The sequence below is a fragment of the Microbulbifer sp. JSM ZJ756 genome (assembly GCF_044383805.1).
Taxonomy (GTDB): Bacteria; Pseudomonadota; Gammaproteobacteria; order Pseudomonadales; family Cellvibrionaceae; genus Microbulbifer; species Microbulbifer zhoushanensis.
Genome location: NZ_JBISER010000007.1, coordinates 102,580 through 127,073 on the forward strand (window position 1 = coordinate 102,580; position 24,494 = coordinate 127,073).

The window sequence follows — 24,494 nt, forward strand, 5'->3', positions numbered from 1 at the left end:
GAGAACCCATGTCTTTTTCCCGGCAGATGGGCACCGGCCTGTTGCTGTGCAGCGCAATCCTCGCCGGTTGCGGCGAGCGCGCGGCGACCAGCGAAGCAAAACCCGAGACGAGCAGCGCGGCGCAAGTCGAGGCAAGCGGCGGCGATATCAGCGTGTGGCCGAAACTGGAACCGGCGCTGCCGAAAGACCCGGCTGTCGAGAAACGCATCGATGAGTTGATGGCGCAGATGTCGCTGGAGGAAAAAGTCGGCCAGTTGATCCAGCCGGAGATCAAGTACGTCACCCCGGAAGACGTGAAGAAGTACCACCTGGGCTCGATCCTGAACGGTGGCGGCAGCTACCCGCACAACAACAAGCTGGCTACCCCGCAGGAATGGCACGCTCTCTCCGAGGCTTTCTATGAGGCCTCCATGGACACCTCCGACGGCGGCACCGCCATCCCCATCATCTGGGGCAGCGACGCCGTGCACGGCCACAACAATGTCATGGGGGCCACCCTGTTCCCGCACAATATCGGCCTGGGCGCCGCCCGCGACCCGGACCTGATCCGCCGCATCGGCGAGGCCACCGCACGCGAGGTGGCGGTGACCGGTATCGACTGGACCTTCTCCCCCACCGTGGCTGTCGTACGCGACGACCGCTGGGGCCGTACTTACGAAAGTTACTCCGAGGACCCGGCTGTGGTGAAAGCCTACGCCGAGGCCATGGTCAAGGGGACCCAGGGCGAGAAGAACTCCGAGGAGTTCCTCGGCGGCGAGAAACTCGTAGCCACCGCCAAGCACTGGATCGGTGACGGCGGCACCCAGCGCGGTATCGATCGCGGTGACAACCAGGTGCCGGAAAAGGAACTGGCCGAGGTGCATGCCGCCGGTTACTTCGGTGCCCTGCCCGCCGGTGTGCAGGCAGTGATGGCCTCCTTCAACAGCTGGAATGGCGAGCGCCTGCACGGCCATAAATACCTGCTGACCGACGTGCTCAAGGAGCGCCTGGGCTTCGACGGCTTTGTGGTGGGCGACTGGAATGGCCACAAGTTCGTGCCCGGCTGCACCGTCGACAGCTGTGCCGCGGCCATCAACGCCGGCCTGGACATGTTCATGGTGCCGTCCGACTGGAAAGAGCTGTACAAGAACACCCTGGCCCAGGCGCAGAGCGGCGAGATTCCCGCAGAGCGCCTTGACGACGCGGTGCGCCGCATCCTGCGGGTCAAGGTCCGCGCAGGCCTGTTCGAGCACAACCGCCCGCTGGCCGGCAAGGAAGATATCGTCGGCAACGACGAGCACCGCGCGCTGGCGCGCGAGGCGGTGCGCAAGTCGCTGGTGCTGCTGAAGAACAACGACCAGCTGCTGCCGCTGAAGCCGACCCAGAATATCCTGGTTGCCGGCGATGGCGCCGACAACCTGGCCAAGCAGTCCGGTGGCTGGACCATCACCTGGCAGGGCACCGGTACCACCCGCGAGGATTTCCCCGGTGCCACCTCCATCTTCGAGGGGATCGAGCAAGCCGTGAAAGGTGCCGGTGGTGAAGCGGTCCTGAGCGAGCAGGGCGAGTTTGCCGCTGACAGTTTTGCCAACGGCGAAAAGCCGGATGTGGCCATCGTGGTGTTCGGCGAGAACCCCTACGCGGAATGGCACGGCGACCTGTCCAGCCTGGAATACCAGGTGGCCACCAAGGCCGACCTGGCGCTGCTGAAAAAACTCAAGTCCCAGGGCATCCCGGTAGTGAGCGTATTCCTGTCCGGCCGCGTGCTGTGGGTGAACAAGGAAATGAACGCGTCCGACGCCTTCGTCGCCGCCTGGCTGCCGGGTTCCGAGGGCGCCGGTGTGGCGGATGTACTGTTCACCGATGCTGAGGGCAATGTGCGCTACGACTTTACCGGCACCCTGCCGTTCAGCTGGCCGGAGCAGGTACACCAGACCGTACTGAATCCCTACCATAAGGAATACGCACCGCTGTTCAAGCTGGGCTACGGCCTCCGCGCCGGCCAGGAGTCGCTGGTGAGCAATGAGCTTACCGAGGACGGCCAGACCTATGCCGACGGTGCCCTGGAAGATGCGTGGATGCTGGTGTCCCGCCCGCGCTCCCCGTGGCAGCTGCAGATCACCGAGGCCGGCCAGGCACCGGTGACCGTCGCCGGCAACCGCGCCGCCAGCGGTGACGATGAGAACATCACCGTGGCCTCCATCGATATGGAATCCCAGGAAGACGCGCGCCGTATCCAGTGGAAAGGCCTGCGCCCGGGCAGCGTGCAGCTGGCCGCGGAACAGCCCCAGGACCTGAGCCGCTACCTGAAAGAGGGCGCCGCCCTGACCCTGGACATCCGCGTGGACAGCAAGCCCGAGCAACCGGTGAACGCCGTGATTGCCTGTGGTGACGACTGCACCGCGGAACTGCCGCTGCAGAACGCCCTGCAGGCACTGCAGCCGGGCGAGTGGCAGAAGCTGTCCATCGACCTGCAGTGCTTCGTCGACAAGGGCGCCGATTTCAGCCGCGTATCCAACGCCGTGGCACTGCGCAGCGAGGGCGCGCTGGAGCTGGCCGTGGCCAATATCAAGTACGTGCCCAACAAGGCCGGCGACGCGGTGATCCGCTGCCAGGGCTGATAACCGTTGCCCTTTACCGCCAGCACCGACTGGCACAACGCAATGCCCGGGCACTCGCCCGGGCATTGTGATTTACACTACGAAAAATAATCGCCAGCCGGGCAGCGGCAGTGTTGCAGCCCGGACTGGCCGACCAGTGGAGGAGAGAAAATGTTTGCCAATAATCCTGGCCGATTCGGCGCCTGTGCAATGGCACTGCTGCTGGCCCTGGGGGGCTGCACCGCCGAGCCGGATGCAGTGAAACCCGCCGAAACAGAATCCGCTAAAGCGGAAGCGGGCGATATCGACAGCCGCGTGGCCGCGCTGGTTGGCCGCATGACACTGGCGGAAAAGGTCGGCCAGATGACCCAGGCCGAGCGCCGCCACGCCACCCCGGAAGATGTGAAAAACTATCACCTGGGCTCGATCCTCAACGGCGGTGGCTCCTTCCCCGGCGACAACACCCGCGAGGAGTGGGTGCAGATGATCAGCGACTACCAGGACGCCGCCACCTCCACGCGCCTGGGTATCCCCATCATTTACGGCACCGACGCCGTGCACGGCCACAGCAACGTGGTGGGCGCCACGATTTTCCCGCACAACATCGGCCTGGGTGCCACGCGCAACCCGGAACTGGCACAGAAGATTGGCGAAGCCACCGCGCGGGAAGTGGCCGCCACCGGTGTCAGCTGGACCTTTGCGCCCACCCTGTGCGTCACCCGCGACGAGCGCTGGGGCCGCGGTTACGAGTGCTTCAGTGAGGACCCGCAGCTGGTGACAGAGTTCGCCGAGCCGCTGGTGTTCGGCCTGCAGGGCGGCCCCATGAACGGCGATACCCTGGCCAATAACAAGATTGTCGCCACCGCCAAGCACTGGGTCGGTGACGGCGGCACCAGCTATGGCACCGGTGATGCCGACTACGCCATGGACCGCGGCGATACCCGGGTGTCCGACGAGGAGCTGCGCGAGCAGCATATCGCCCCCTACCTGCCGGCGATCGACGCCGGCGTGGGCACCGTGATGATTTCCTACAGCAGCGTCAACGGCAAGAAAATGCACGAGCACAAGGAGCTGGTGACCGGCGTACTCAAGGAAGAACTGGGCTTCGACGGCTTCACCATTTCCGACTGGGAGGCACTGAAGGAGATCCCCGCAGACACCAACCGCGAGCGCGTGGTGCGCGCGGTGAACGCCGGTGTGGATATGGTGATGGAGCCGGAGAAATGGCAGCAGTTCATTACCGACCTCACCGCCGCGGTGGAGGCCGGCGAGGTGTCGATGGAGCGCATCGACGATGCCGTCAGCCGCATCCTGAAAACCAAGCTGCAGGCGGGCCTGTTCGACAACCCGCTGCCGCCGCTGGCCAATGGCCCGCAGGCCGGTGAACTGCTCGGCCACCCGGACCACCGCGCCCTGGCCCGCCAGGCGGTGCGGGAATCCCAGGTGGTACTGAAAAACGACGGCGACCTGCTGCCACTGGCCAGGGGCCAGAAGGTATTCGTCGCCGGTGCCCACGCCGACGATATCGGCCTGCAGTCCGGTGGCTGGACCATCGAGTGGCAGGGCAAGGCCGGTGATATCACCGAGGGCACCACCATCCTCGAGGGCATCAAGGATGTCGCCGGTGGCCCGGTCACCTTCAGCGCAGAGGGTGAAGGTGCCGCGGGCCACGACCTGGCCATCGTGGTGGTGGGCGAGCAGCCCTACGCCGAGGGCATGGGTGACTACCGCGAGGCCCCGTGCGAGCTGTGCAAGCCGCTGACCCTGGGCGACGAGCAGCTGGCGGTACTGGAGAAAGTGCAGGCCGCGGATATCCCCACGGTCGTGGTACTGGTTTCCGGCCGCCCGCTGCTGGTCGCCGACCAGCTGCCCGCATGGGATGCATTGGTGGCCGCCTGGCTGCCCGGTTCCGAGGGCGACGGCGTTGCGGACGTGCTGTTCGGCGATTACGCCCCCACCGGCAAGCTGCCGGTCACCTGGCCGAAAAGCCTCAAGCAGATCCCGATCAACAAGGGCGACGCAGACTACGACCCGCTGTTCCCGTTCGGCCACGGCCTGACCTATGCAGCAGATAAGGGGGAGGAGCAGAAGCGGGCAGCGGGGGAGCAGCAGTGAATACACAATGGCAGGGCCCCCTGGCCCTTACCGCGCTCACTGCCGTCACCGTTGCCATCACCGCCTGCAGTGACAGTGGCGACCCGGCCACTGCGACCGCCGGGGCCCGCAACTGCCTCACCGCGCCGCTGGAATCCGGCTACTGCCTGGTATGGGGCGATGAGTTCGACGGTGAACAACTCGATACCGACAAGTGGAGCTACGAGCGCAATTGCTGGGGCGGCGGCAACGACGAGTCGCAATGTTACGTGGACGACCCGGACAACGTGTGGGTCGCAGACGGGCACCTGCACCTGAAGGCCATCCGCGAGGATGCGGTGGGCCCGGCGGTGATGGACGATCACCCGGATTACGATGCCGGCGACACCAGCGGCAGCGGCACCTACACCTCGGGCCGCCTGCGCAGCGCCGGCAAGGGCGACTGGAAATACGGCCGCTTCGAGATCCGCGCGAAGCTGCCACAGGGCCAGGGCACCTGGCCCGCCGTGTGGATGCTGCCCACCGACTGGGACTACGGCAAGTGGGCCAGCTCCGGTGAGATCGACATCATGGAGGCGGTCAACCTGCATGTGGGCGGCGAGGACCGGGTGCACGGTACCCTGCACTATGGCGGCCCCGCGCCGGACAACGTGCACAGCGGCGAGGTCTATCGCCTGCCGGGTGGCGCCAACCCCGCCGACGGCTTCCACGAGTACGCGCTGGAGTGGGAGCAGGGCGAGATCCGCTGGTACGTGGACGGCGTGCATTACGCCACCCAGACCAGCGACGGCTGGTACTCCACCGCCGAACCCGACAGCCCCCACGCACCGTTCGACCGCAGGTTTCACCTGCTGCTGAACCTGGCGGTGGGCGGCAACTGGGCCGGCAAGGAAAACGACACCGGCATCGACGAAAGCGCCTTCCCGCAACAGATGGAAGTGGATTACGTGCGCGTCTATCAATGCACCCGCGACCGGGAGACCGGCAAGGGCTGCGCCTCCCGCGGCGACGACTCTGTCCTCAATCCCGGCGTCAGCAATTCCGGTAAACAGACACCGGAAGCCTGACCCGCACCCGTAGGGGCGCACCTTGTGTGCGCCCAGCTCACCGCACGCACAAACGGGCGGATACAAGATCCGCCCCTACAAGCCTCGCGCACGCCGTAGGAGCGGCCCATGGCCGCGATCCTGCTCGATCGGGGCATCCCACGTAGGGGCGCACCTTGTGTGCGCCCTGTCCCCGGCCAACCCCCGAGCCTGGAGGCAATCCCCAAGCCGGGCGAACACAAGGTTCGCCCCTACGGAATTTTTTCCGCCGCAATATGCCCGGGGCATTGCGCCCCGGAACGCAGCGGCGTACCTCTCAATATTTATCGACGCCTCGTTGTAGGGGCGCGCGCCCTGCCCACAGCCGGCACCGGGCCTACAGGAGAGGGGATTTCGCCCGGGAAAACTGTTTTTACCGGGCCTGGTTCGCGGCCATGGGCCGCTCCTACAAAAAACAGGACCCGCACTGTGTTCCGCACTCCCCCCTTCGTAGGAGCGGCCCATGGCCGCGATCGATCTCGGTTGAGGCACGACTCCGCAGGCACCACGTGCGGATACAAGATCCGCCCCTACGAAACCGCTCATACACCTGTAGGAGCGGCCTATGGCCGCGAAACCAAACCGGGCCAGAGCCTGCACCAGAAACAAAAAAGGCCCCGCTCCGGCGCAATACCGGAAACGGGGCCCAATGATCAAAGGAGAGGATACCTCGTCGTGCAATCCGGGCGGCTGGGGGCCCACCCGGTTGCATTCTTTTTGTTTACTTACTGGCAGAGGCCGGCGCTGGCGCCGGTGTCGTGGCTCAGGCCGCCGCCGCTCAGGTCGGTGACACAGAAGCTGGCGGACACATTGCCACCGGCCGTGGCGGTGCTGGTGACGGTGGCCATGCCGTTGGCATCGGTAGTCGCCGTTGCACCGCTCTCGGTGATGTCGCCGCTGAAGTTGCCGGTCACACTCACGCCGCTGACGCCGCGGCCCAGGTCGTCCAGCACCGTCACGGTGGCGGTGGCGTACTTCTGGCCCTTGCCGGCCGATGCGGTGCCGTTCACCACGCTGGAGACATACATGGTGGTGGCAGCGGCACCGTCGCTGGCGCTTACGTTGAAGCTGGTCTGGTCGCTCGCCCCCTGGTCGTCGGTCACGGTCAGGGTCACGGTGTAGGTGCCCGCCGCGGCGTAGGTGTGGGATGTGGTGGCGGTCGACGCGGTTGCGCCATCACCAAAGTCCCACTGGTACGACGCGATCGAGCCGTCACTGTCGGTGCTGGCACTGCCATCGAAGCTGCAGCTCAGGCCGTCGCAGCTGTAGCTGGCGCTGGCCGTCGGCGCCTGGTTGCCACCGGTGGCGGCACCGTAGATATCGAAGTTATCGAAATAGTAGGTGTCGCCGTTCAGGCTGTTCGGGTCGAACAGGACCACCAGGCTGTTAACCGCGCTGTCCGGCGTGGCTCCGTCGATGCGGTCGGCCAGCTGGAACTTCAGCCGCTGCCAGCCCGCTTCCTCGCCCACGTAGGCTGCGTACTTGGAGTGGCGTCCGGTGGGGTAGTTGTCGGGCGTGGCCTGGCTGCTGTCCTCCAGCTGCACCAGGATCTCGGTGCCCGGGGCGGCGGTGGTAAACACGTCCATATAGAACGCCTTAGTGCCCGCCAGCAGGGGCGCCGCATCCGCAACCGAAGTGGTATCGGCCGCGATCACGTCGTACAGGGCCGTCGCGGAGCGGGTATAGCTGGCCACGGTGGAGGAACCGTTGGTGGCGTCCGGGGCCGGGTTGGCCGCGTCCATGATGAAGGTGCCATCGAAGTAGGTGTAGCCCAGCTCGCGGTTCGCCTCGAAATCATCGAGTACCGTCTCCTGCGCCATCTGCGGTGATACGTGCACCGGCAGGGACAGGCTGCGGCTGCCGCAGTCGTCGGTAACGCTCACGGCCAGGTCGCCGCCGTTGCTGCCCCACTGCACGGTTACGGTGTCGCTGCCGGCACCGGCAACCAGGGTGGCGTCGGCAGGTACAGACCAGCTGTAGCTGGCGCCGTTGCCGATGGCCCCGGCCACGGAATAAGTCGTGCTCTCGCCGTTGTCCACAATGCGGTCGCCCACCACGCTCGGCTGGCCGTAGTCGTACACCCGCACGTAATCCACCTGCATGGTCTGCGGCAGCTGCGAATCGTCTACCGGGCCGCCCAGGCTTCCACCCACGGCCATGTTCAGCAGGAAGTGGTACTGGTAGTTCTCGAAGGTCCAGTAAGACGCATCGGTGAGGTCATCGGGAGTGAGTGTGGCGTACAGCTGGTCGTCCACGTACCAGCGCATCTCGTTGGGTTCCCATTCCAGCGCGTAGGTGTGGAAGTCGGCTGACCAGGGTTCCGGCTGGCTCAGCACCTTGTTGCCGGTGTGGGAATTGTTGGGGTAGGGCTCGCCGTAGTGCAGGGTACCGAACACGAACATGTCCGCCTGGCCGGTGGCCTCCATAATGTCGATCTCACCGCTGATCGGCCAGCCTTCGGCCGGGTCGGTGGGCAGCATCCAGAACGCCGGCCACATGCCGGAGCTGTTCGGCAGCTTCATGCGCGCCTCGAAGCGGCCGTTGGTCCACTCACCGCCGTTGGGCATATTGGCGGTGCGCAGCCGCGCAGAGGTGTAGTTCTTGGCTTTCACGCGCTCCTTGCGCGCGGTGATGGTCAGGATGCCGTTCTCTACGGTGGCATTGTCGGCCTGGTAGGACTGCAACTCGTTGTTGCCCCAGCCGCAGATACCGTAACTGCAGCCATCGCCGAGCATGACTTCCCACTTGGTGGTATCAACTGCGGTACCGTCGAAATTATCTTCCCAAACGGGGGCGGGGTTTTGGCATTGCTGCCCGATGGCGATGGATGAACTCAGCATCGCCGCGCCGAAGATGGCGCTCTTCGCTCTCTTGTCGCTGTACATTCTCGATTTCCTCGAAGTCATTATTATCTGCACAGCCCACGACCGCTGCCATGCGACCAAGCAAGTTATCAGCGGTAAAAAAGAAAAGTGGTGGAGACACGGGTCGAAACGTCGGGGCGGGTCAAATGCACGGCGATGTGGCCCGATTTGGGTGCAGCATCACTGTTATGAACCATAAGGGTGCAGGGGGCATTGGCGAACAAAATTCACCCATTACCAGCCCGGCGGGAAATAAAGCGCACTTCAGGCGGGAAGGCGGGGCAGAAAACGGGAAAATATCCCGCAGGAACAAAGTTCCACTAAAGAAATATTCCCTGGAAATTTATCGCCAGGGCAACAGCCCCCTGTAGGAGCGGCCCATGGCCGCGATCAGACTCAATTGCACAACAGGCGGATACAAGATCCGCCCCTACAGAACTGCAACACGCCGTAGGAGCGGCCGCTGGCCGCGATAACGGGATTAATCTCTGGTGGCTATTCGTAGGGGCGCACCTTGTGTGCGCCCTGCTAACCGCAAGCACAAAGGGCGGATACAAGCTCCGCCCCTACAGAACTGCAACACGCCGTAGGAGCGGCCGCTGGCCGCGATAATGGGATTAATCTCTGGTGGCTGTTCGTAGGGGCGCACCTTGTGTGCGCCCTGCTAACCGCAAGCACCAAGGGCGGATACAAGATCCGCCCCTACAGAACCGCAACACGCCGTAGGAGCGGCCGCTGGCCGCGATAATTGGATTAATCTCTGGTGGCTGTTCGTAGGGGCGCACCTTGTGTGCGCCCAGCTAACCGCAAGCACAAAGGGCGGATACAAGATCCGCCCCTACAGAACTGCAACACGCCGTAGGAGCGGCCGCTGGCCGCGATACCTTAACTACGCAATCCCTTACCGGAACGGAACAAAAAAGGGCCCTGCCCCGGCAGCACCGGAGACAGGGCCCACACAGGCACATCCTGTGGTACCAAATTTTATTTTTTTACACGGGCGGACACAGGGCCCGCCCCTATCGGCCAGCCGTTACTGGCACAGCCCCGCACTGGCGCTGGTGTCGTGGCTCAGGTTGCCGCCGGCCAGGTCGCTCACGCAGAAGCCTACCTGTACATTACCGCCGGCGCTGGCGGAGCTCACCACCGTCGCAATGCCGCTGGCATCGGTGGTGGCGGTGGCGCCGGTCTCGGTGATGGTGCCGCTGAAGTTGCCGGTCACCGTCACGCCACCCACGCCGCGGCCCAGGTCGTCCAGCACGGTGACGGTGGCGGTGGCGTACTTCTGGCCGCGGCCGGCGGACTGGGTGCCGGTCACCACGCTGGAGACATACATGGTGGTGGCCGCCGCGCCGTCGCTGGCGGTGACATCGAAGCTGTCCTGGTCGGTGGCACCCTGGTCGTCGGTGACCGTCAGGGTGACGGTGTAGGTACCGCCCACAGCATAGGTATGGGAAGGCGCAACCCCGCTGCCGTTGTTGCCGTCACCGAAGTCCCAGGCGTAGCTAATGATGGAACCGTCCGCATCGGTGCTGGCGCTGCCGTCGAAGCTGCAGCCCAGCCCGTCACAGCTGCCGCTGCCGCTGGCAACGGGTGCCTGGTTGCTGCTGCCGTCCAGGCCGTAGATATCGAAATTGTCCCAGTAATAGGTGTCGCCATTGAACGTGTTCGGGTCGAACAGGATCACCAGGCTGTCCACCGCATTGGCCGGCGTGCCGCCGTCGATGCGGTCATCCAGCTCAAACTTCAGCCGCTGCCAGCCACTCTCCTCGCCCACGTAGGCGGCGTACTTGGAATGCCGGCCGGTGGGGTAGTTGGTGGCGGTGGCCGTGGAGCTGTCCTCCAGCTGCACCAGGATCTGCGTGCCCGGGGCGGCGGTGGTGTACACGTCCATATAGAACGCCTTGTTGCCGGCCACGAACGGGTCCGCATCGGGGATGGCGTTGGTGTCGGCGATGATCACGTCATACTGCGCCGATGCATTACGGGTATACATGGCCACAGTGGAGGAACCATTGGTGGCGTCCGGAGCCGGGTTGGCCGCGTCCTGCACAAAGGTGCCGTCGATGGTGGTGTAGGCCAGCTGGCGGTTCGCCTCGAAGTCATCCAGCACCTGCTCCTGCACCAGCTTCGGCGCCACGTACACCGGCAGGCTCAGGTCGGCGCTGCCGCAGCTGTCGCTCACGCTTACCGCCACATCGCCGCCGTTGCTGCCCCACTGCACGGTGATGGTGTCACTGCCGGCACCGGAGACCAGCGTGGCATCGGCAGGCAGGCTCCAGCTGAAGCCCCGGTTGCCGCCCACGGTACCGGCCACGGAATAGGTGGTGGTGGAGCCGTTCTCCACAATGCGGTCGCCAGTGATGGCCGGCTGGCCCTGGTCGTACACGCGCACGTAATCCACCTGCATGGTCTGCGGCAGCGCCGAGTCATCCACCGGGCCGCCCAGGTTGCCGCCCACCGCCATGTTCAGCAGGAAATGGTACTGGTAATCCTCGAAGGTCCAGTAGGAGGAATCGGTCAGATCCTGGGGCGTGAGGGTGGCGTACAGCTGGTCGTCCACATACCAGCGCATCTCGTTCGGCTCCCACTCCAGCGCGTAGGTGTGGAAGTCGGCCGACCAGGGCTCGGGCTGGGTCAGCAGCCGGTTGCCGGTAAAGGAATTGTCCGGGTAGGGCTGGCCGTAGTGCAGGGTGCCGGACACATACTCGTCCGCCTGGCCGGTGGACTCCATGATGTCGATCTCGCCACTGATGGGCCAGCCTTCGGCGGGATCAGTGGGCAGCATCCAGAAGGCGGGCCACATGCCGGCGCCGTCCGGCAGCTTGATGCGCGCCTCGAAGCGGCCGTTGGTCCACTCGCCGCCGTTGGGCATGTTGGCGGTGCGCAGGCGCGCGGAGGTATAGCCCTTGCTCTTCACCCGCTCCTTGCGCGCGGTAATGGTGAGAATGCCATTTTCCACTACGGCATTCTCGGCCTGGTAATACTGCAGCTCGTTGTTGCCCCAGCCGCAGATCCCGTAGGTGCAGCCGTCGCCGATCATCGGCTCCCACTTGGTGGTGTCCAGGGCGGTACCGTCGAAATTGTCTTCCCATACGGGAGTGGGACTCTGGCATTGCTGCCCGAAGGCCAGGGACGATGCCAGCATCGCCGCGCCGAACAGCACGCATTTATTTCTCTTATCGCTGTGCATACTCGATTTCCTCGATTTTATTTTCAAAGCACCGCCTCCAATTGGTGCGGTGCGCGCACCAAGTTAGCAACCTGCACAGCGGCGGGCTGTTGAAGCACTGGCCAAATCGCCGGGGCGGATCATATGCGCGGCGACGCGGAAGCTGTCGAGATAGACAAAAGTTAAAAAGTTGATCTGCGTGCCAGGAAATGTGACGCAGTTAGAACCGGGACGGGAAACAGGAAAAGAACCGCTGTACCGCAAAAAGAAACAAGGTGCCGAATCCGAACCGACAGCGGCCAGACCACACGTAAAATAAAAAGCCCCACCGATGAAGATGGGGCTTTGGGGGGGGCAGCAGTGCGCCTTTCAGCTCACACTACTTCATGTGCCGATATGCTTACTGGTGCAGCGAAGCGCTGTCATGCACGCGCAGACCGGCCACATACTCGGTAAAGAAGTAACCGGCATCGACATTGTCATCCAGCACCCAAGACATCAGCACTGTGCCGTCGTGGGATACCTGGTACCAGTAGCGCATATCCTCACCCGGGGTATAGACACCGTCATCGCCATAGAACTGCAGCTCCAGTGAAGAGCTGGCCTCGTCGACAACCCATTCCCCCAGCACCGACAGGTCGCCCCAGGTATCGTAGGACCAGGTTTCGTTCAGCTCTGTGCCGTTGTTCTGCTTCGCCTTCAGGTATTGCGGATAGGCGAAGGTGCCGTCGGAATTCAGCACAACCTGCCCAGTACCCATGCCGACAGTGGTCCAGCCCGCGCCCACCTCGCTGTCTTTCCAGTACATGCGATAAGTGCTGCCGGACATAAGGTCGGCGAGACTCATGTTGACACCGGCCTCGGCCTCCAGCTCTGCCACCCGTGCAGAGAGCGCCTCGATAGCGTCGTACAGTTCGGCCAGCTGCCCGCCACCGCCCGCGGCGGGACCGGGCTCGGCAGGCGGCTGCGCGGCCGCCGCGCCACTGAAAAGGATTGCCGCTGACAACAGTACGGAATTGATGCCCTTCAAGGTCATACTTGTTTCCCCAAACTTTATTAGTAAGCGTATTTAAAACTCCGCTTCTGGCCGTTGCTCTCGGCCAGGGGCCGAAAAAGCAGGCGCAGCACAGGCGGAGCTTTCCAGGCGGGAGGGGTAAGCCCGAAGAGAAGAGTGAATGGGCCGAACAAGCGGGCTGCAACGCTGCAACAGTGAACAGAGGCTAACCGGCCAAAGCACAGCGTCGCCCTGAGTGAAGGCAATCCATTACCTTAAATGTGAACTTCCCTGTCCCGTAAACCTCCTGTCTGCTCACGGTTACGGTGAACACCTACAAAGTGCCGACTGGCACACAAACCGTAAATAGCCCAATAGGGCTAAATTCAGGCCATTGGCGGCTCAATATCCCTCTGGGCGTACCAGTTACAGGCGATGAAGCAGAAGCGAAGAAAGTGATGTCGGCTGAAAAATTAAGGTAGGTGGGGGCAGTTAATTTATGACAGGTAATATAGAGCGAGCGTGGGTGCAGGGACGACGGGTCGGCCCCCGCGTCGTCCTGTCGCTGGGCCGGGACACCAACGCAGGCCGGCACCCCGGAACACCATAAGGTTAAAGGCCTATTGGGGACTGAAGGCGCGGCCGGCCAACGACCAGGTAATTGCCAGCAGGCAAGTCACTTGGCAAACAACTCCCCCTCAATATCCCGGAAGCCCTTGAACTCCAGCGCATTGCCACTGGGGTCCATAAAGAACATGGTGCCCTGCTCCCCAGGCTGCCCCGCAAAGCGGATATAGGGCTCAATCACAAACGCGTCCACAAAACCCCGTGCCCGCTCGGCAAACGCCTGCCACTGGTCGAACGGCAACACCACACCGAAGTGCGGCACCGGCACGCCATGGCCGTCCACATGGTTGGCAATGGCCGGCACCTGGCCGTCGCGGCCGATGGCCGGGTTCAGGTGCGTCACCAGCTGGTGCCCGAAGAAGTTCCAGTCCACCCACTGGTCCGAGCTGCGGCCCTCGGCAAAGCCCATCTTGGTGCCATAGAAATCCCGCGCCTCGGGAATATCGCGGACCTGGATGGCCAGGTGAAAGGGAGTCAGTTGCATGGTGCATCCTCAGCAGTTACAGCGTGGAGAAAGTATGCACGGCGAGGCAGGGGAAGGAAAAGAGAGTAAAGGCAGTAAAGAGAGTGTAGTGGGGGTGATGACTACCCCCACCAAGGCAAAGGGCCGCCAGTGCGGCGGCCCCCGGGGTCAAGTGGCGCTTACTTCCAGAACTGCCACCACTTCTTGCTGTTCTCCTCGCGGGCGGCCTGGCCCTGCTCGGAGCCCTTGCCGAGTTCCTTGCGCTCCTGCCCGGCCTTCTTCGCGGCCTGCTTGGCCATGCCCTTGTTGTCCTTGGCGTCCTCCATGTGCCCTTCGTGTGCCATGTCAGCCTTCTTTTCGGCCATCATGCGCTTGTGCTCCGCCATGGCCTTCTTCTCCTCGGCGGTCAGACGCTTCTCCTCTGAGACCGCGGCCTTCTCCTTGGCCTGCAGACGCTTCTGCTCCGCCATCATCTGCTTCTCTTCAGCCATGGCGCGCTTCTCGTCCATGCGGGCCTGGGCTTCTGCGGGGATCTTGGTTTCCTTCATCTCCTTGCCGGCAGCCTCGGGCTGCTGGGCCAGGGCCGGGGCAGAGAGAACCAGACTTGTTACCAGGTAGGGGAGTGCCTTCTTCATAGTCAGGCTCCTTATGGTTGGAGGAACGTAAAATTTTATAACTATTCGTAATTACAGCTCAGTGCAATGCCACAGCTGCCATACGAATGAAGCTTGTGGCGGAGGTTACGGAATTCAACCTTAATTAGAGCTGAATGGCCGCTGTTAGCTGCGTTCGTAACTTCTAGCAATCAGCTCTTTGGCAAGCTCTAATTCCGCTGGTTCCCTGACAACCAACTCAAAGTCACCGGTAGCCCAGTGACCGATATTGGTTACGTTTCGGGCATTCGGATATTCATCCGCTTGCTCACCGGGAAGCTTGAGGTAAATTACCAATCGCGGGTCACTATTACCGTGCACTACCAGCACAGAAGCGAAATTTTTGATTCTCTTGAATGCCGTATAAAGCTTCACCTCCTTCCGCTGAACCTCATCACCAAGCTGTTCGGCAAATTGACAGATTTCTTCATAGAGTTTTATCAGCGAATCAGGAGCATCTGCCAATCTTTCGGCCTGCCCCTTGTCTGGACCACGGTGCTTCGTACTTGGCTCCGTTGTCGTGACCGCGGCAGGTGTCGTGCTCGCAATCACCTGGTTCGCACTGTGGGCATTCACAAGCTCTAAGAGCAACAGTTCGTTACCAAAGTACCGATAGCGCATCAGCTCGATATTACGGTTTATTTGCTGTACTGCGTGTTCATCGAATCGATTAAAATCGGATGCGATGCAAATCAAGCGCGTTCCGGACCACTCAATATTTTCAGCGTTATCTTTTCCAAGCTTCTCCATCACCAGCCATTTGAACTCTGCTTGGTGATCCAGTAGCCAATCGAGATAGAAGAGTCCCTGGTTGATCACGTTCTCGTTCTTGTTACGCTTATATTCGATGATGACTGGGCAGCCATTTTCGTCGAGGCCCAGGGAATCAATGCGGCCTTTGTGTGTCTTGCCGGTACTGTATTCACTGGCTAAGAAGTGAACACCGAGGAACGCGAGCATGTGGGCTTCGATCTTTTCCTGAAGATCCCGTTCTAGTGGTGCTGCTGAACCTGGCAGTTCGATAACAGCGTCACTTTGAAGTGCAAATAGTTTGATATCGCTCATAGCCCCATCAATCCCAAGAGTCACTCGCTAATTTATCAACCGATAGCTGTGACTGCTACGGCCCTTGTTCATAGGTAGCGCAAATAGTTAGCTTAATGCTTAACCAGCCAGCCTTCTAAAACTGTCTGCAAAGAGGGGTTGGTTGATTTATGATCAAGATGTACAAATTATTTTGATGAGAACTATGTCACGTTATTGCTCCCAGTTGCCGCCCTAAGTACCATGTGGCGTTGGTCAACTTCTAGGATTAGAAGGGACATTTACTGGTTCTGATGGGTTTGTAGATACCAGGGCAGAATAAGAATCTACGGGGATGGGGGACTGCGGACTGACTTTGGGGATGTGGTCAGTCGTTCTCGATATGAATAAAAAACAATCACCCAACTTCAGCTTCCTGAAACAGCACGAATCGCTGTTGCTCCAGCTTGCCACGACTGCAGAGCAGGCATTTATAGCCGATCCAAACACCACCCTTCTCAAACTGCGCCAACTAGGCGAAGCAACTGCACAAGATATCGCCAGCAGCCTGGGTATCCAGCTGGAGGAGCGCACTAGCCAGCATGAGTTATTGCGCAAAATTCGCGATGAAGTTGAGCTCGACAGGGAAGAGGTAGAAACCTGCCATGCCATCCGTGTGGTCGGTAACGAAGTCAATCACGAGTTCATATCCAAGGATCCAAACGATGAACCCGCTAGCGAACTGATGGCCAGTATCCAAAAAGAACGTGAAGCTGCAGCCACGTTCGCTGAGGCCGCGAAGAAAGCCACAAGCAAACCGCGCATTAAGAAGGCGGCAGTAGTCTGAATACTACTTATCCTAGTGGTTGAGTCCAGTTGTTATTTGGCTTAATCACTGTAACTGCGAGATTCGCAATAACTATAAGAACGCTTGCTTCCAGGCAAGCCGCGCATCGAGTTAGGTTTGAATATGACGGTCTCCTCCACCGAAGATCAGAAAGCCCTACAGGCGCTAGAGAACTTGCGCACGCGCCTGCTGGATCTCACGGCCAGAAACCGCTTGATCAACTTCCGCCACACTAAGGGTGGCAGCCTGCGCGTTATCGACGAATTGCCCGATCAGCTGGTGAGCCAATTGCTGGATGGCAAGGAGCTGCGCTTTCAGGCGGTGCCGGAACCCAAAGAGCGGGAACTGATAGATGCCGGCTATCTGCGCTGGGATGAGGAAACGCGCAAGCTAGAGGAGCTGCGTAAGAGCCCGACCGCGGAAGAGTGGGCCAAGCATCTGGGATTATCCACCAGTTACGAGATGCCGTTCCCCGGCTCTGAGGAAACGGCTGCGCCCGACAAGCATACCGACGATGCCATCCAGACGCTGTTTTATCCCTATGAGATGGAGGCGCGCCTCAAGACCTTGTTGCAAAGCGCCGAATCCGCCATTCAGGAAATGGGCACCAATATCCTGTATCTGGCGTGCGGCTTCCTCGACTGGTATGAATCCAATGACAGCGATGCGGTGCGCCCGGCGCCCCTATTTTTGGTGCCGGTAAAACTGCGCAAGGGCACGCTCAATCGCCAGGCCGGCACCTACGAATATACTTTGACCTATTCCGGTGAGGACTTGATTCCCAACCTGTCGCTGCGGGAGAAGCTGCGGCAGGACTTCGGACTAGCACTGCCGGAGCTGGATGAAACGACGACACCGGAAGATTACTTCGCGCGCGTGCAGGAGCTGATCGACGAGACTCAGCCCCGCTGGCGTGTGCGGCGCTACATCTCCCTGGCGCTGCTCAACTTCAGCAAATTGCTGATGTATCTCGATCTGGATCCCGATCGCTGGCCGGAAGATGCCTCTCTCCTCGATCATGCCCTCGTCTCCCGTTTCCTGTCGGGGCTGCAGCAATCCGAGCAGGAGCGCGACAGTGAGTTTGGCTTTGAAGAAGAACACCCGATCGACGAGCTGGCCAATGTCCATGACAACTATCCGCTGATCAGTGAGGCGGATAGCTCCCAGCACAGCGCGTTGGTCGATGCGATCGATGGTAAAAACTTGGTGATTGAGGGGCCACCGGGCACTGGCAAATCGCAAACCATTACCAACTTGATCGCCGCCGCCATGGGGCAAGGCAAGAAGGTGCTGTTCGTGGCGGAAAAGCTGGCCGCGCTGGAAGTGGTACGCAGCCGCCTCGATGCGGCGGGACTCGGTGACTTTGTCCTCGAGCTGCACAGTCACAAAACCCAGAAGCGCAAACTGCTCGACGATATAAGCCGCCGCCTGCAAAAGCACCGGCGCTTCCGGGCTCCCAAGGATATCGAGCTGGAAATCCAGCACTATGAGCAATTGAAAGTCGCGCTGTCCAGTTACGCCGAAAAAGTAAACAAGCCTTGGCAACAGACGGGCAAGAGTCTGCATGAGATCTTTACTGCCGCCACACGCTATCGAACGGAATTAGCCCAGGATGCCGAGGCCTACCGCCCGAAAGACTTCAATGCGGCGAGCTATACAGCGCTAGAGCAACGCCAACAGCTCAATCTGACCAGCAAATATCGCAACGTATATCACGCAATAGCGAATCAACTGGGTGAAGATGCAACGCTTGAGCAACATCCCTGGTGCGGCATCAACAACACCAGCCTGCAAGCCTTCGAATATCCCGCGGTGCAACAGTCGTTGGGCGATTGGCAGCAATCCATCCAAGACCTGCAACAGCTGCTAGCAGACTACGCTGCTCAGTTTGGCTGTGATATGGCTGAACTCGCTGAAAGCCCTGAGGATACGCGCGAGCTACTCACGGCTATAGACGCGTTGCCGGAGCTCAGCGGAGATGAGGTACTCGAGCCCTTACCAAAGCTCCGCGGCGAATTGTACAAGGCGACTCGGGAATATTTTGAGCTAACCAGTGCGATACAGCGTAATTTCGCAGAGCTATCGAAAGTAGTTCCAGCAGAGTTGCTGGATGATCCGGCGCTGGCGGATAAGGCCCACAAAGGTGGCAAAGCACTTGGGGAGTTGGTTGTCGAGGACGTACCGCTACACCAATTGCGCGATGGCCTCCAGCGCATGGCGACAGCGGAAGAGACGCTCGGCTGGATGGAAGAGCCTCTGGGGCAAGTGAAATCCGCGTTGGGTAGTGGCGCCGCAAGCTGGGAAGTGAATACTCCCGATGGCCTTGTGCAGCTCAAGCAGGCTATTGAGCTGGTCGCGGCACTCGACAGTACCTATAGCAGCCAGAGAGATGATCTGTTTGAAGAAGAAGACTTGGATCAGCTGCTGCCAGCGCTTGCGAGTGAGCTGAAGGAACTGCGTGCACAGAGAGCGGGCCTCGAGAAGCTATACCAGATCGAACAAGCACCGGGTGCGGAAGAGCTTCGCAAGCTCCAGTGCACTTTGCAGTCCGGTGGACTATTCCGCTGGTTTAGTGGTGAGTGGCGCACTGCTCGTAAAACAGTCAAGGCGTTCTTTATACACAGCTCTAGCAGCATAAATATTGCCGCTGCAAAGCTCGAAGAACTCGCGACTTTTCGCGACCGACTAATGCAGTTGGAGCAGAACAAAAAGTATCAGCACAGGTTAAGGGCACGTTTTGAGGGTCTGGATACCGACGACGAGGCCCTGATTGCCTTGCGCAAGTGGTACAAGCACGTGCGTGATGTGTACGGTATCGGCTTTGGACCGCAGGCCGCTGTCGGCGACGCCATTCTCGCTATGACGAGTGGCACTATGAAGGCGATACGCGAGCTAGCCCGTAAAAAGGTGCCGGAGCAGATTACCAGGATCAAGACGGATATTGACTGGTTAAGAACCTTATACAAACCCGCAGCGCGCCTGCACAAGGAAAATATTACGTTGCGCGGTGCGAATAGTATTTATCGCGATTTGCAGGAAAAAACAGAAGCTGCCTTGCGAGATTGCGGCTCCGGAGCCGCTGATGGAAATCTGACGATAAAAGCGCTGCAAGACCTCCTGCAGTCGATTTCAACGCTACATAGCAAAGTACAAACTTGGCAGCAACTGGATCTCGATCAACGCTATTTTGGTGGCGCTTTTGAACTGGCCATCGGCCGCGAAGTTAACGCGCAACAGAGTCTGAGAAGGCTTGAGACTACTTTGAGGCTGTCGGCTCAAATAGCTACCGCTATCCCCAGTAGCGGGGTGCGAGAGTTTATCTACAGCAATCCGCGCGCAGAGTCCTTCGACCTACTCGCGCAATTTCAACAGCATGGCAACGCTGCCCTAGAGGTATATGAGAATACAAAGAGCGCATTTGATCGCTTAGTGAGCCTCAACCTCAAACAGTGGACATCTCACTTCGGCAATGCTTTCGACGGGTTGATCGCCAAGAACGACGTCGCATTGCGTCAGCCGGAGTGGATCGACAGTTGGCTCAGCTTTATTCGAGAGAGTGAGCTGATGGCGGCCAGTGGTCTGGAAGCGTTGGCGAAATCGGTAATCGATGGTGAGCTATCCATCGATCAGCTTGACCTTGCGCTGAAAGCTGGTGTTTATCAAGCCTTGGCAAAAGCTGCCCTTTCATTAGATCCTGAACTAGCCCGCTTTTCCGGCCATTCACAGGCCGCGCTGCAACAGCAGTTCAGGGAGTGCGACAAAAAGCTGCTGGATTTACAGCGAGAGCAGCTGGCTTGGAAAATCGACCGCGTCAAGGTGCCTGCGGGCCAAGATGGTCGCGCCAGTGATCGGACAGAAAGAGTACTTCTCGAGCGTGAGATCAGCAAGAAGACCCGACATATCCCGATTCGCCAGCTGGTGCGCCGTGCCAGTGGCGCCCTCAGCGCATTGAAACCCTGCTTTATGATGGGCCCTATGTCGGTGTCCCAGTATCTTGAGCCTGGCGAAGTATCCTTCGACTTGATCGTAATGGATGAAGCTTCGCAGATTCGTCCACAGGATGCTTTGGGTGCGGTTGCCCGGGGCGCGCAGCTGGTGGTCGTGGGTGACCCAAAGCAGCTTCCCCCCACCAGCTTCTTCGATAAGCTTGTCGATGACGACGCTGAGGATCCAACTGGCCTGGAGGAATCTGAGAGTATTCTTGATGCGACCTTACCGATGTTCCCTGCGCGCCGCCTGCGCTGGCATTATCGCTCGCAGCACGAGAGCCTTATTGCTTTTTCAAATGCGTCTTTTTACGAGAGCAACTTAGTGCTCTTCCCCTCGCCTCATAAAGAGTCGCCACAGTACGGAATCCAATATCAGCGGATTAAAGGTGGGTGTTTTGTAGGGCGCAAGAATATCAAGGAAGCCCAAGCAATCACTGCCGCTGTTCGTCGGCACTTATTGTCTTGCGCCAATGAAACTATCGGCATTGTTGCAATGAATGCCGAGCAGAAACGCCTAATCGAGGATTCCCTAGAAACACTGGCCAAAGAAGACGCGCATTTCGGCGAAAAACTTGCTGCGAATCAAGCTGGTGAGGAAGGTCTGTTCGTCAAAAACCTGGAAAATGTCCAGGGTGATGAGCGCGATGTCATCCTGATCTCAATGACCTACGGCCCAGCGGAACCAGGGGCGAGGCCACATCAGCGATTTGGACCGATCAACTCCGATACGGGCTGGCGCCGGCTGAATGTACTCTTCACACGCTCTCGTAAGCGGATGCAGATCTTCAGTTCCTTGGATTCTGATGACGTCGTCGTCGGATCCGGATCAAGGCGTGGTGTGAAGTCTCTGAAGGAGTTTCTCCGCTATTGCGAGCGCGGCATGCTCGTACCTACCGAAGAAATATCCGGTCGAGGGCCTGACAGTGACTTCGAAGTGGCTGTAATGAATATGCTGCGGGACGAAGGCTTTGAGTGTGTCCCGCAAGTCGGTGTGGATGGATTCTTTATTGACATTGGCGTACTCGATCCGGGCAATCCCGGCAAGTACCTTATGGGCATAGAATGTGATGGCGCCACTTACCATTCAGCTAAGTCGGCCAGGGACAGGGACCGCTTACGGCAAAGCATTCTCGAACGACTTGGTTGGAAAATTCGCCGAATCTGGTCGACAGATTGGTTCAAAAATCCGCATGGCGAATTGCAGCCAATCGTACGTGAGCTGCATGAGCTGAAAAGTGAGCCCGCTACCGCTCCGCACGTAGAAGAAGAGAAAGGTGCTGACGTTCGGCAGCTTGAGGATGAACAGCCTGGACTCTTCGACGATTCGTTACCCGAAAGGTCAAACTCGTCAGAGTCTGTGCAAGCTGAACTTGTTTTGGATGGTGCGTTAGAGGAAGAGATTGATCTACGAGAGGCGTTGCTCAAGCTTGATCGTGAGATGATCAGGGCGGATCTGCCAGATACACCTGAGGAACGCCGTCTGCTCCGCCCGGCAATGCTCGAGGCGTTTCTGGAGTTTGAGCCAACAAGCAAGTCTGAATTCCTGGAGGTAATTCCTGGATATTTACGTGAAGGGACAGAACCGGAAGAAGGGAGGCGTTTCCTAAATGCGGTCTTTGCCCTAATCAATGGATATGAGCTAGAGGAGCTGGATCAAGTATGAGTGATATCAATGGCTGGATGGTCCGTGCGGGGCGTGGCGGTAAGTATTTTGAAGAGTTTGCTGAAGGCAAAGTAGCCATAGGTTGGAATGCTCTGGGTGATCTCACTCAGTATGCGAATATCGATGCTCTGCGTGAGGCCTATATTGCGGAATATGGGAACGCCAAGCCCAGTCAAACCAATAACGCCGTTGCCATGCTCCGAAAATTTCGGGACGAAGTTCGTGAAGGTAACGTGGCGATCACCTACAGCTCTGAGACCCGCAAGTATCTCATTGGCACTGTGAGGTCAGAGTACGAGTATTGTCCACCCGATGAAGGTGAAGAAGGCTTTGCTCAAGTCCACCGGGTTCATTGGCGTGGTGAAGTGTCACGAGATCTGCTCAGCACCAAGACCAAAAACTCCCTCGGTTCCACTCTCACGCTCTTCTCACTCAATCAGGAAGTGATTAACGAGCTTGAGGGGGCACTGTCTGGCCGCCCGCCAGAGCCTGCGGCATCTGAGGGTGCTGGTGATGAAGTAGTTGACCTGAAAGACCAAGTTGTTTCACAGAGTCACGAACTAATCAAAGACAAGTTACAGTCGCTTGGACCGGAGGAGATGGAGGAAATGGCTGCGGCCGTGCTTCGAGCCATGGGCTACAAGACCAAGGTTTCACCCAAGGGACCAGACCGTGGTGTCGACGTGCTGGCCTCCCCTGATGGCTTAGGACTTACTCAGCCGCGGATCAAAGTCGAAGTAAAGCATCGTGAAGGAAGCATGGGTGCTCAGCAGCTTCGAAGTTTTCTCGGTGCGCTCCGTGAAGGTGACACCGGTCTTTACCTCAGTACCGGTGGTTTCACTAAGGATGCGCGTTACGAAGCTGAGCGCGCGACCATGCCGGTGACATTAGTTGACATGGATGACTTGGCCGATCTTGTGGTGGCTCATTATGAGAATTTCGATCTTGAAGGAAGGGCTTTAATGCCCATGATCCGTCTTTATTGGCCAGCAGAATAGAGGTAGTTTCTATAGATGCCTTAGTCGTATGGACGGAGTACTGATTAAGTGATGGATAGAGTAAAAATTTCTGAAGTCGCCTTTCGGGTGAGCCAGGCATATTTCAATGCTTACGCCTCGGTCAGCGGTAAGGTCGATTCGTCATGCCTGGATCTCGATAGTTCTGTGCATTTCGAAATTACGTCTGTGCCAGATCAATTTGATTTTTATTCGGATAGTAAGCGTTTCAGGAATGAAAAATTAAGAATCAAAGAGCTTAATAAATTTCTATGCTTTTTGACTCCAGAGGGGCTGAATATTGCTGAGCTTCATGAAGGTAAGGCGGTTGGTTTCGAGGCGGCAAAAACTAAGCTCGCCGAATATGGTATCGATTCAGCTATCAGTTGGAGTTTTCGTTATTAGAGGATCAAAAATGGTATTCTGTCGTATCGAAGCATTTTTGCTAAAAGCTCTAGAGCTTCCTCCACATAATAGCCCCTAGAGGGCCGTGAGTGCAGTGGTGTGGCGGAAGAATCGGAACAGCCTATGGGCTGTTATGACCCTCCGGGCTTCGCACGTTGCGCTCGTTTCAAATTGCCCGCGCAATTTGTCGAACCGCGGTGGGTCCCATCCGGTCTCTGGAGCCGGAAGAATCGTAACAGTCTAAGGGCTGTTACGACCCTCGCGGGCTTCGCGCTGGGCGCTCGTTGCTAGACGCTGTCGCGTCTGGTCGAACCACATCGGTGGTTCTCATCCCCCGCCAGACACCAAGCATAAAAAAAGCCCCGTCCGTGAGGACGGGGCTTTGTTTTATGGTGCCCGGAGGCGGAATCGAACCACCGACACGGGGATTTTCAATCCCCTGCTCTACCGACTGAGCTATCCGGGCTTCGCTGTTTGCGGGGCTTCCCCTGCGTCGCGAGGCGCGTATTAAACCCGCTCTGGCGGGGAGAGTCAACCCCTTGATTGCACAATAGTTTTTCCGGTTAGCGAGTGCTCACTATTTGGCCGCCTGAGGGGCGGTAGGTGGGTGTGAGCGCCCGCCTTCCAGTCTAGCTGCTCCCCGCTGATTCGCTTACTGCTCTTCCGGTGGGACGTAGCCTTCGGCGGCGTCGTAGCTTTCGCCGCTCAGGAACTTCTGCATCTGCTCCGCCAGGTAGGCGCGGGTGGAGGGTTCCATCATGTTGAGGCGCTTTTCGTTGATGAGCATGGTCTGGTGGGCCAGCCATTCCTGCCAGGCCTTTTTGGAGACGTTCTCGAAGATGTCCTGGCCTTTGGGGCCGGGCATGGGGGGCGCGTCCAGGCCTTCGAGTTCCTGTTGGTATTTGCGACAGAATACGGTTCTGGACATGTTGGTCTCCGGGGTTGGGTTGTTTGGTTTTGCCGTGGCCGTGGCGTCCGTCGGTTATCGCAGCCAGCGGCCGCTCTTACGGGTCAGTGCCTCGATCTGGTTTGATCGCGGCC

General features: G+C 59.4%; 14 protein-coding genes and 1 tRNA gene. 7 read left to right on the forward strand and 8 right to left on the reverse strand.

All coding sequences use genetic code 11. The features are described from left to right. Window positions 1-8 precede the first annotated feature (8 nt). The 3 genes from ACH6CX_RS12500 (at window position 9) to ACH6CX_RS12510 (ending at window position 5,740) form a co-directional block, all read left to right on the forward strand. The gene (locus ACH6CX_RS12500; protein ID WP_232940000.1) at window positions 9-2,600 is read left to right on the forward strand and encodes an exo 1,3/1,4-beta-D-glucan glucohydrolase; all 2,592 of its coding nucleotides are present in this window, start codon (window positions 9-11) and stop codon (window positions 2,598-2,600) included. A 150-nt stretch (window positions 2,601-2,750) separates the two neighbouring features. Beyond that, entirely contained in the window at window positions 2,751-4,694 is a 1,944-nt protein-coding gene (locus ACH6CX_RS12505; protein WP_396675500.1) for a glycoside hydrolase family 3 protein, read from the forward strand. Further along, window positions 4,691-5,740, forward strand: coding sequence for a family 16 glycosylhydrolase (locus ACH6CX_RS12510; RefSeq protein WP_396675501.1), 1,050 nt, complete (start codon window positions 4,691-4,693; stop codon window positions 5,738-5,740). Before ACH6CX_RS12505 ends, ACH6CX_RS12510 begins: the two co-directional genes overlap by 4 nt. 743 nt (window positions 5,741-6,483) lie before the next feature. Here ACH6CX_RS12510 and ACH6CX_RS12515 read toward each other — a convergent pair. From ACH6CX_RS12515 to ACH6CX_RS12540, 6 genes are all read right to left on the reverse strand, one after another. Continuing rightward, the gene (locus tag ACH6CX_RS12515; RefSeq protein ID WP_396675502.1) at window positions 6,484-8,643 is read right to left on the reverse strand and encodes a PKD domain-containing protein; all 2,160 of its coding nucleotides are present in this window, start codon (window positions 8,641-8,643) and stop codon (window positions 6,484-6,486) included. Window positions 8,644-9,655: 1,012 nt separating this feature from the next. Further along, window positions 9,656-11,815 (reverse strand): PKD domain-containing protein, encoded by a 2,160-nt coding sequence (locus ACH6CX_RS12520; RefSeq protein WP_396675503.1) that lies wholly within the window; start codon window positions 11,813-11,815, stop codon window positions 9,656-9,658. Window positions 11,816-12,194: 379 nt separating this feature from the next. After that, entirely contained in the window at window positions 12,195-12,830 is a 636-nt protein-coding gene (locus ACH6CX_RS12525; RefSeq protein WP_396675504.1) for a hypothetical protein, read from the reverse strand. Between the two features lie 634 nt (window positions 12,831-13,464). Beyond that, window positions 13,465-13,899, reverse strand: a complete 435-nt coding sequence (locus ACH6CX_RS12530) for a VOC family protein (RefSeq protein WP_334078435.1) — start codon at window positions 13,897-13,899, stop codon at window positions 13,465-13,467. Between the two features lie 158 nt (window positions 13,900-14,057). Then, window positions 14,058-14,513, reverse strand: a complete 456-nt coding sequence (locus ACH6CX_RS12535) for a hypothetical protein (protein ID WP_396675505.1) — start codon at window positions 14,511-14,513, stop codon at window positions 14,058-14,060. Window positions 14,514-14,657: 144 nt separating this feature from the next. Continuing rightward, window positions 14,658-15,596 (reverse strand): DUF5655 domain-containing protein, encoded by a 939-nt coding sequence (locus ACH6CX_RS12540; RefSeq protein ID WP_237062015.1) that lies wholly within the window; start codon window positions 15,594-15,596, stop codon window positions 14,658-14,660. A 361-nt stretch (window positions 15,597-15,957) separates the two neighbouring features. Here ACH6CX_RS12540 and ACH6CX_RS12545 point away from each other — a divergent pair, with 361 nt between their 5' ends. The 4 genes from ACH6CX_RS12545 to ACH6CX_RS12560 all read left to right on the forward strand — a co-directional run bounded on the left by ACH6CX_RS12545 (window position 15,958) and on the right by ACH6CX_RS12560 (window position 23,453). Next, complete coding sequence (locus ACH6CX_RS12545; protein ID WP_237062013.1) at window positions 15,958-16,401, forward strand: DUF4145 domain-containing protein; 444 nt, start codon at window positions 15,958-15,960, stop codon at window positions 16,399-16,401. Window positions 16,402-16,524: 123 nt separating this feature from the next. Next, entirely contained in the window at window positions 16,525-22,053 is a 5,529-nt protein-coding gene (hhe, locus tag ACH6CX_RS12550; RefSeq protein WP_396675506.1) for a DUF4011 domain-containing anti-phage protein Hhe, read from the forward strand. After that, the gene (locus tag ACH6CX_RS12555; RefSeq protein ID WP_237062011.1) at window positions 22,050-23,051 is read left to right on the forward strand and encodes a restriction endonuclease; all 1,002 of its coding nucleotides are present in this window, start codon (window positions 22,050-22,052) and stop codon (window positions 23,049-23,051) included. The genes hhe and ACH6CX_RS12555 overlap by 4 nt, the downstream gene beginning before the upstream one ends. A gap of 48 nt (window positions 23,052-23,099) precedes the next feature. Next, a complete protein-coding gene (locus ACH6CX_RS12560) occupies window positions 23,100-23,453 on the forward strand; it encodes a hypothetical protein (RefSeq protein ID WP_237062010.1) in 354 nt (117 codons plus the stop codon). A gap of 390 nt (window positions 23,454-23,843) precedes the next feature. Here the strand turns inward: ACH6CX_RS12560 and ACH6CX_RS12565 are convergent. Continuing rightward, window positions 23,844-23,919 (reverse strand) — tRNA-Phe (locus tag ACH6CX_RS12565). A gap of 186 nt (window positions 23,920-24,105) precedes the next feature. Next, on the reverse strand, window positions 24,106-24,381 hold the full coding sequence (locus tag ACH6CX_RS12570) for an oxidative damage protection protein (protein ID WP_232939975.1): 276 nt from the start codon (window positions 24,379-24,381) through the stop codon (window positions 24,106-24,108). Window positions 24,382-24,494 lie beyond the last annotated feature (113 nt).

Bases quoted from the DNA above. Each gene is read 5' to 3' on its own strand.
- ACH6CX_RS12555 (WP_237062011.1), top strand. From the start codon at position 22,050: ATGAGTGATATCAATGGCTGGATGGTCCGTGCGGGGCGTGGCGGTAAG.
- hhe (WP_396675506.1), top strand. From the start codon at position 16,525: ATGACGGTCTCCTCCACCGAAGATCAGAAAGCCCTACAGGCGCTAGAG.
- ACH6CX_RS12500 (WP_232940000.1), top strand. From the start codon at position 9: ATGTCTTTTTCCCGGCAGATGGGCACCGGCCTGTTGCTGTGCAGCGCA.
- ACH6CX_RS12505 (WP_396675500.1), top strand. From the start codon at position 2,751: ATGTTTGCCAATAATCCTGGCCGATTCGGCGCCTGTGCAATGGCACTG.
- ACH6CX_RS12535 (WP_396675505.1), bottom strand. From the start codon at position 14,513: ATGAAGAAGGCACTCCCCTACCTGGTAACAAGTCTGGTTCTCTCTGCC.
- ACH6CX_RS12515 (WP_396675502.1), bottom strand. From the start codon at position 8,643: ATGTACAGCGACAAGAGAGCGAAGAGCGCCATCTTCGGCGCGGCGATG.
- ACH6CX_RS12540 (WP_237062015.1), bottom strand. From the start codon at position 15,596: ATGAGCGATATCAAACTATTTGCACTTCAAAGTGACGCTGTTATCGAA.
- ACH6CX_RS12545 (WP_237062013.1), top strand. From the start codon at position 15,958: ATGAATAAAAAACAATCACCCAACTTCAGCTTCCTGAAACAGCACGAA.
- ACH6CX_RS12520 (WP_396675503.1), bottom strand. From the start codon at position 11,815: ATGCACAGCGATAAGAGAAATAAATGCGTGCTGTTCGGCGCGGCGATG.
- ACH6CX_RS12530 (WP_334078435.1), bottom strand. From the start codon at position 13,899: ATGCAACTGACTCCCTTTCACCTGGCCATCCAGGTCCGCGATATTCCC.
- ACH6CX_RS12570 (WP_232939975.1), bottom strand. From the start codon at position 24,381: ATGTCCAGAACCGTATTCTGTCGCAAATACCAACAGGAACTCGAAGGC.
- ACH6CX_RS12525 (WP_396675504.1), bottom strand. From the start codon at position 12,830: ATGACCTTGAAGGGCATCAATTCCGTACTGTTGTCAGCGGCAATCCTT.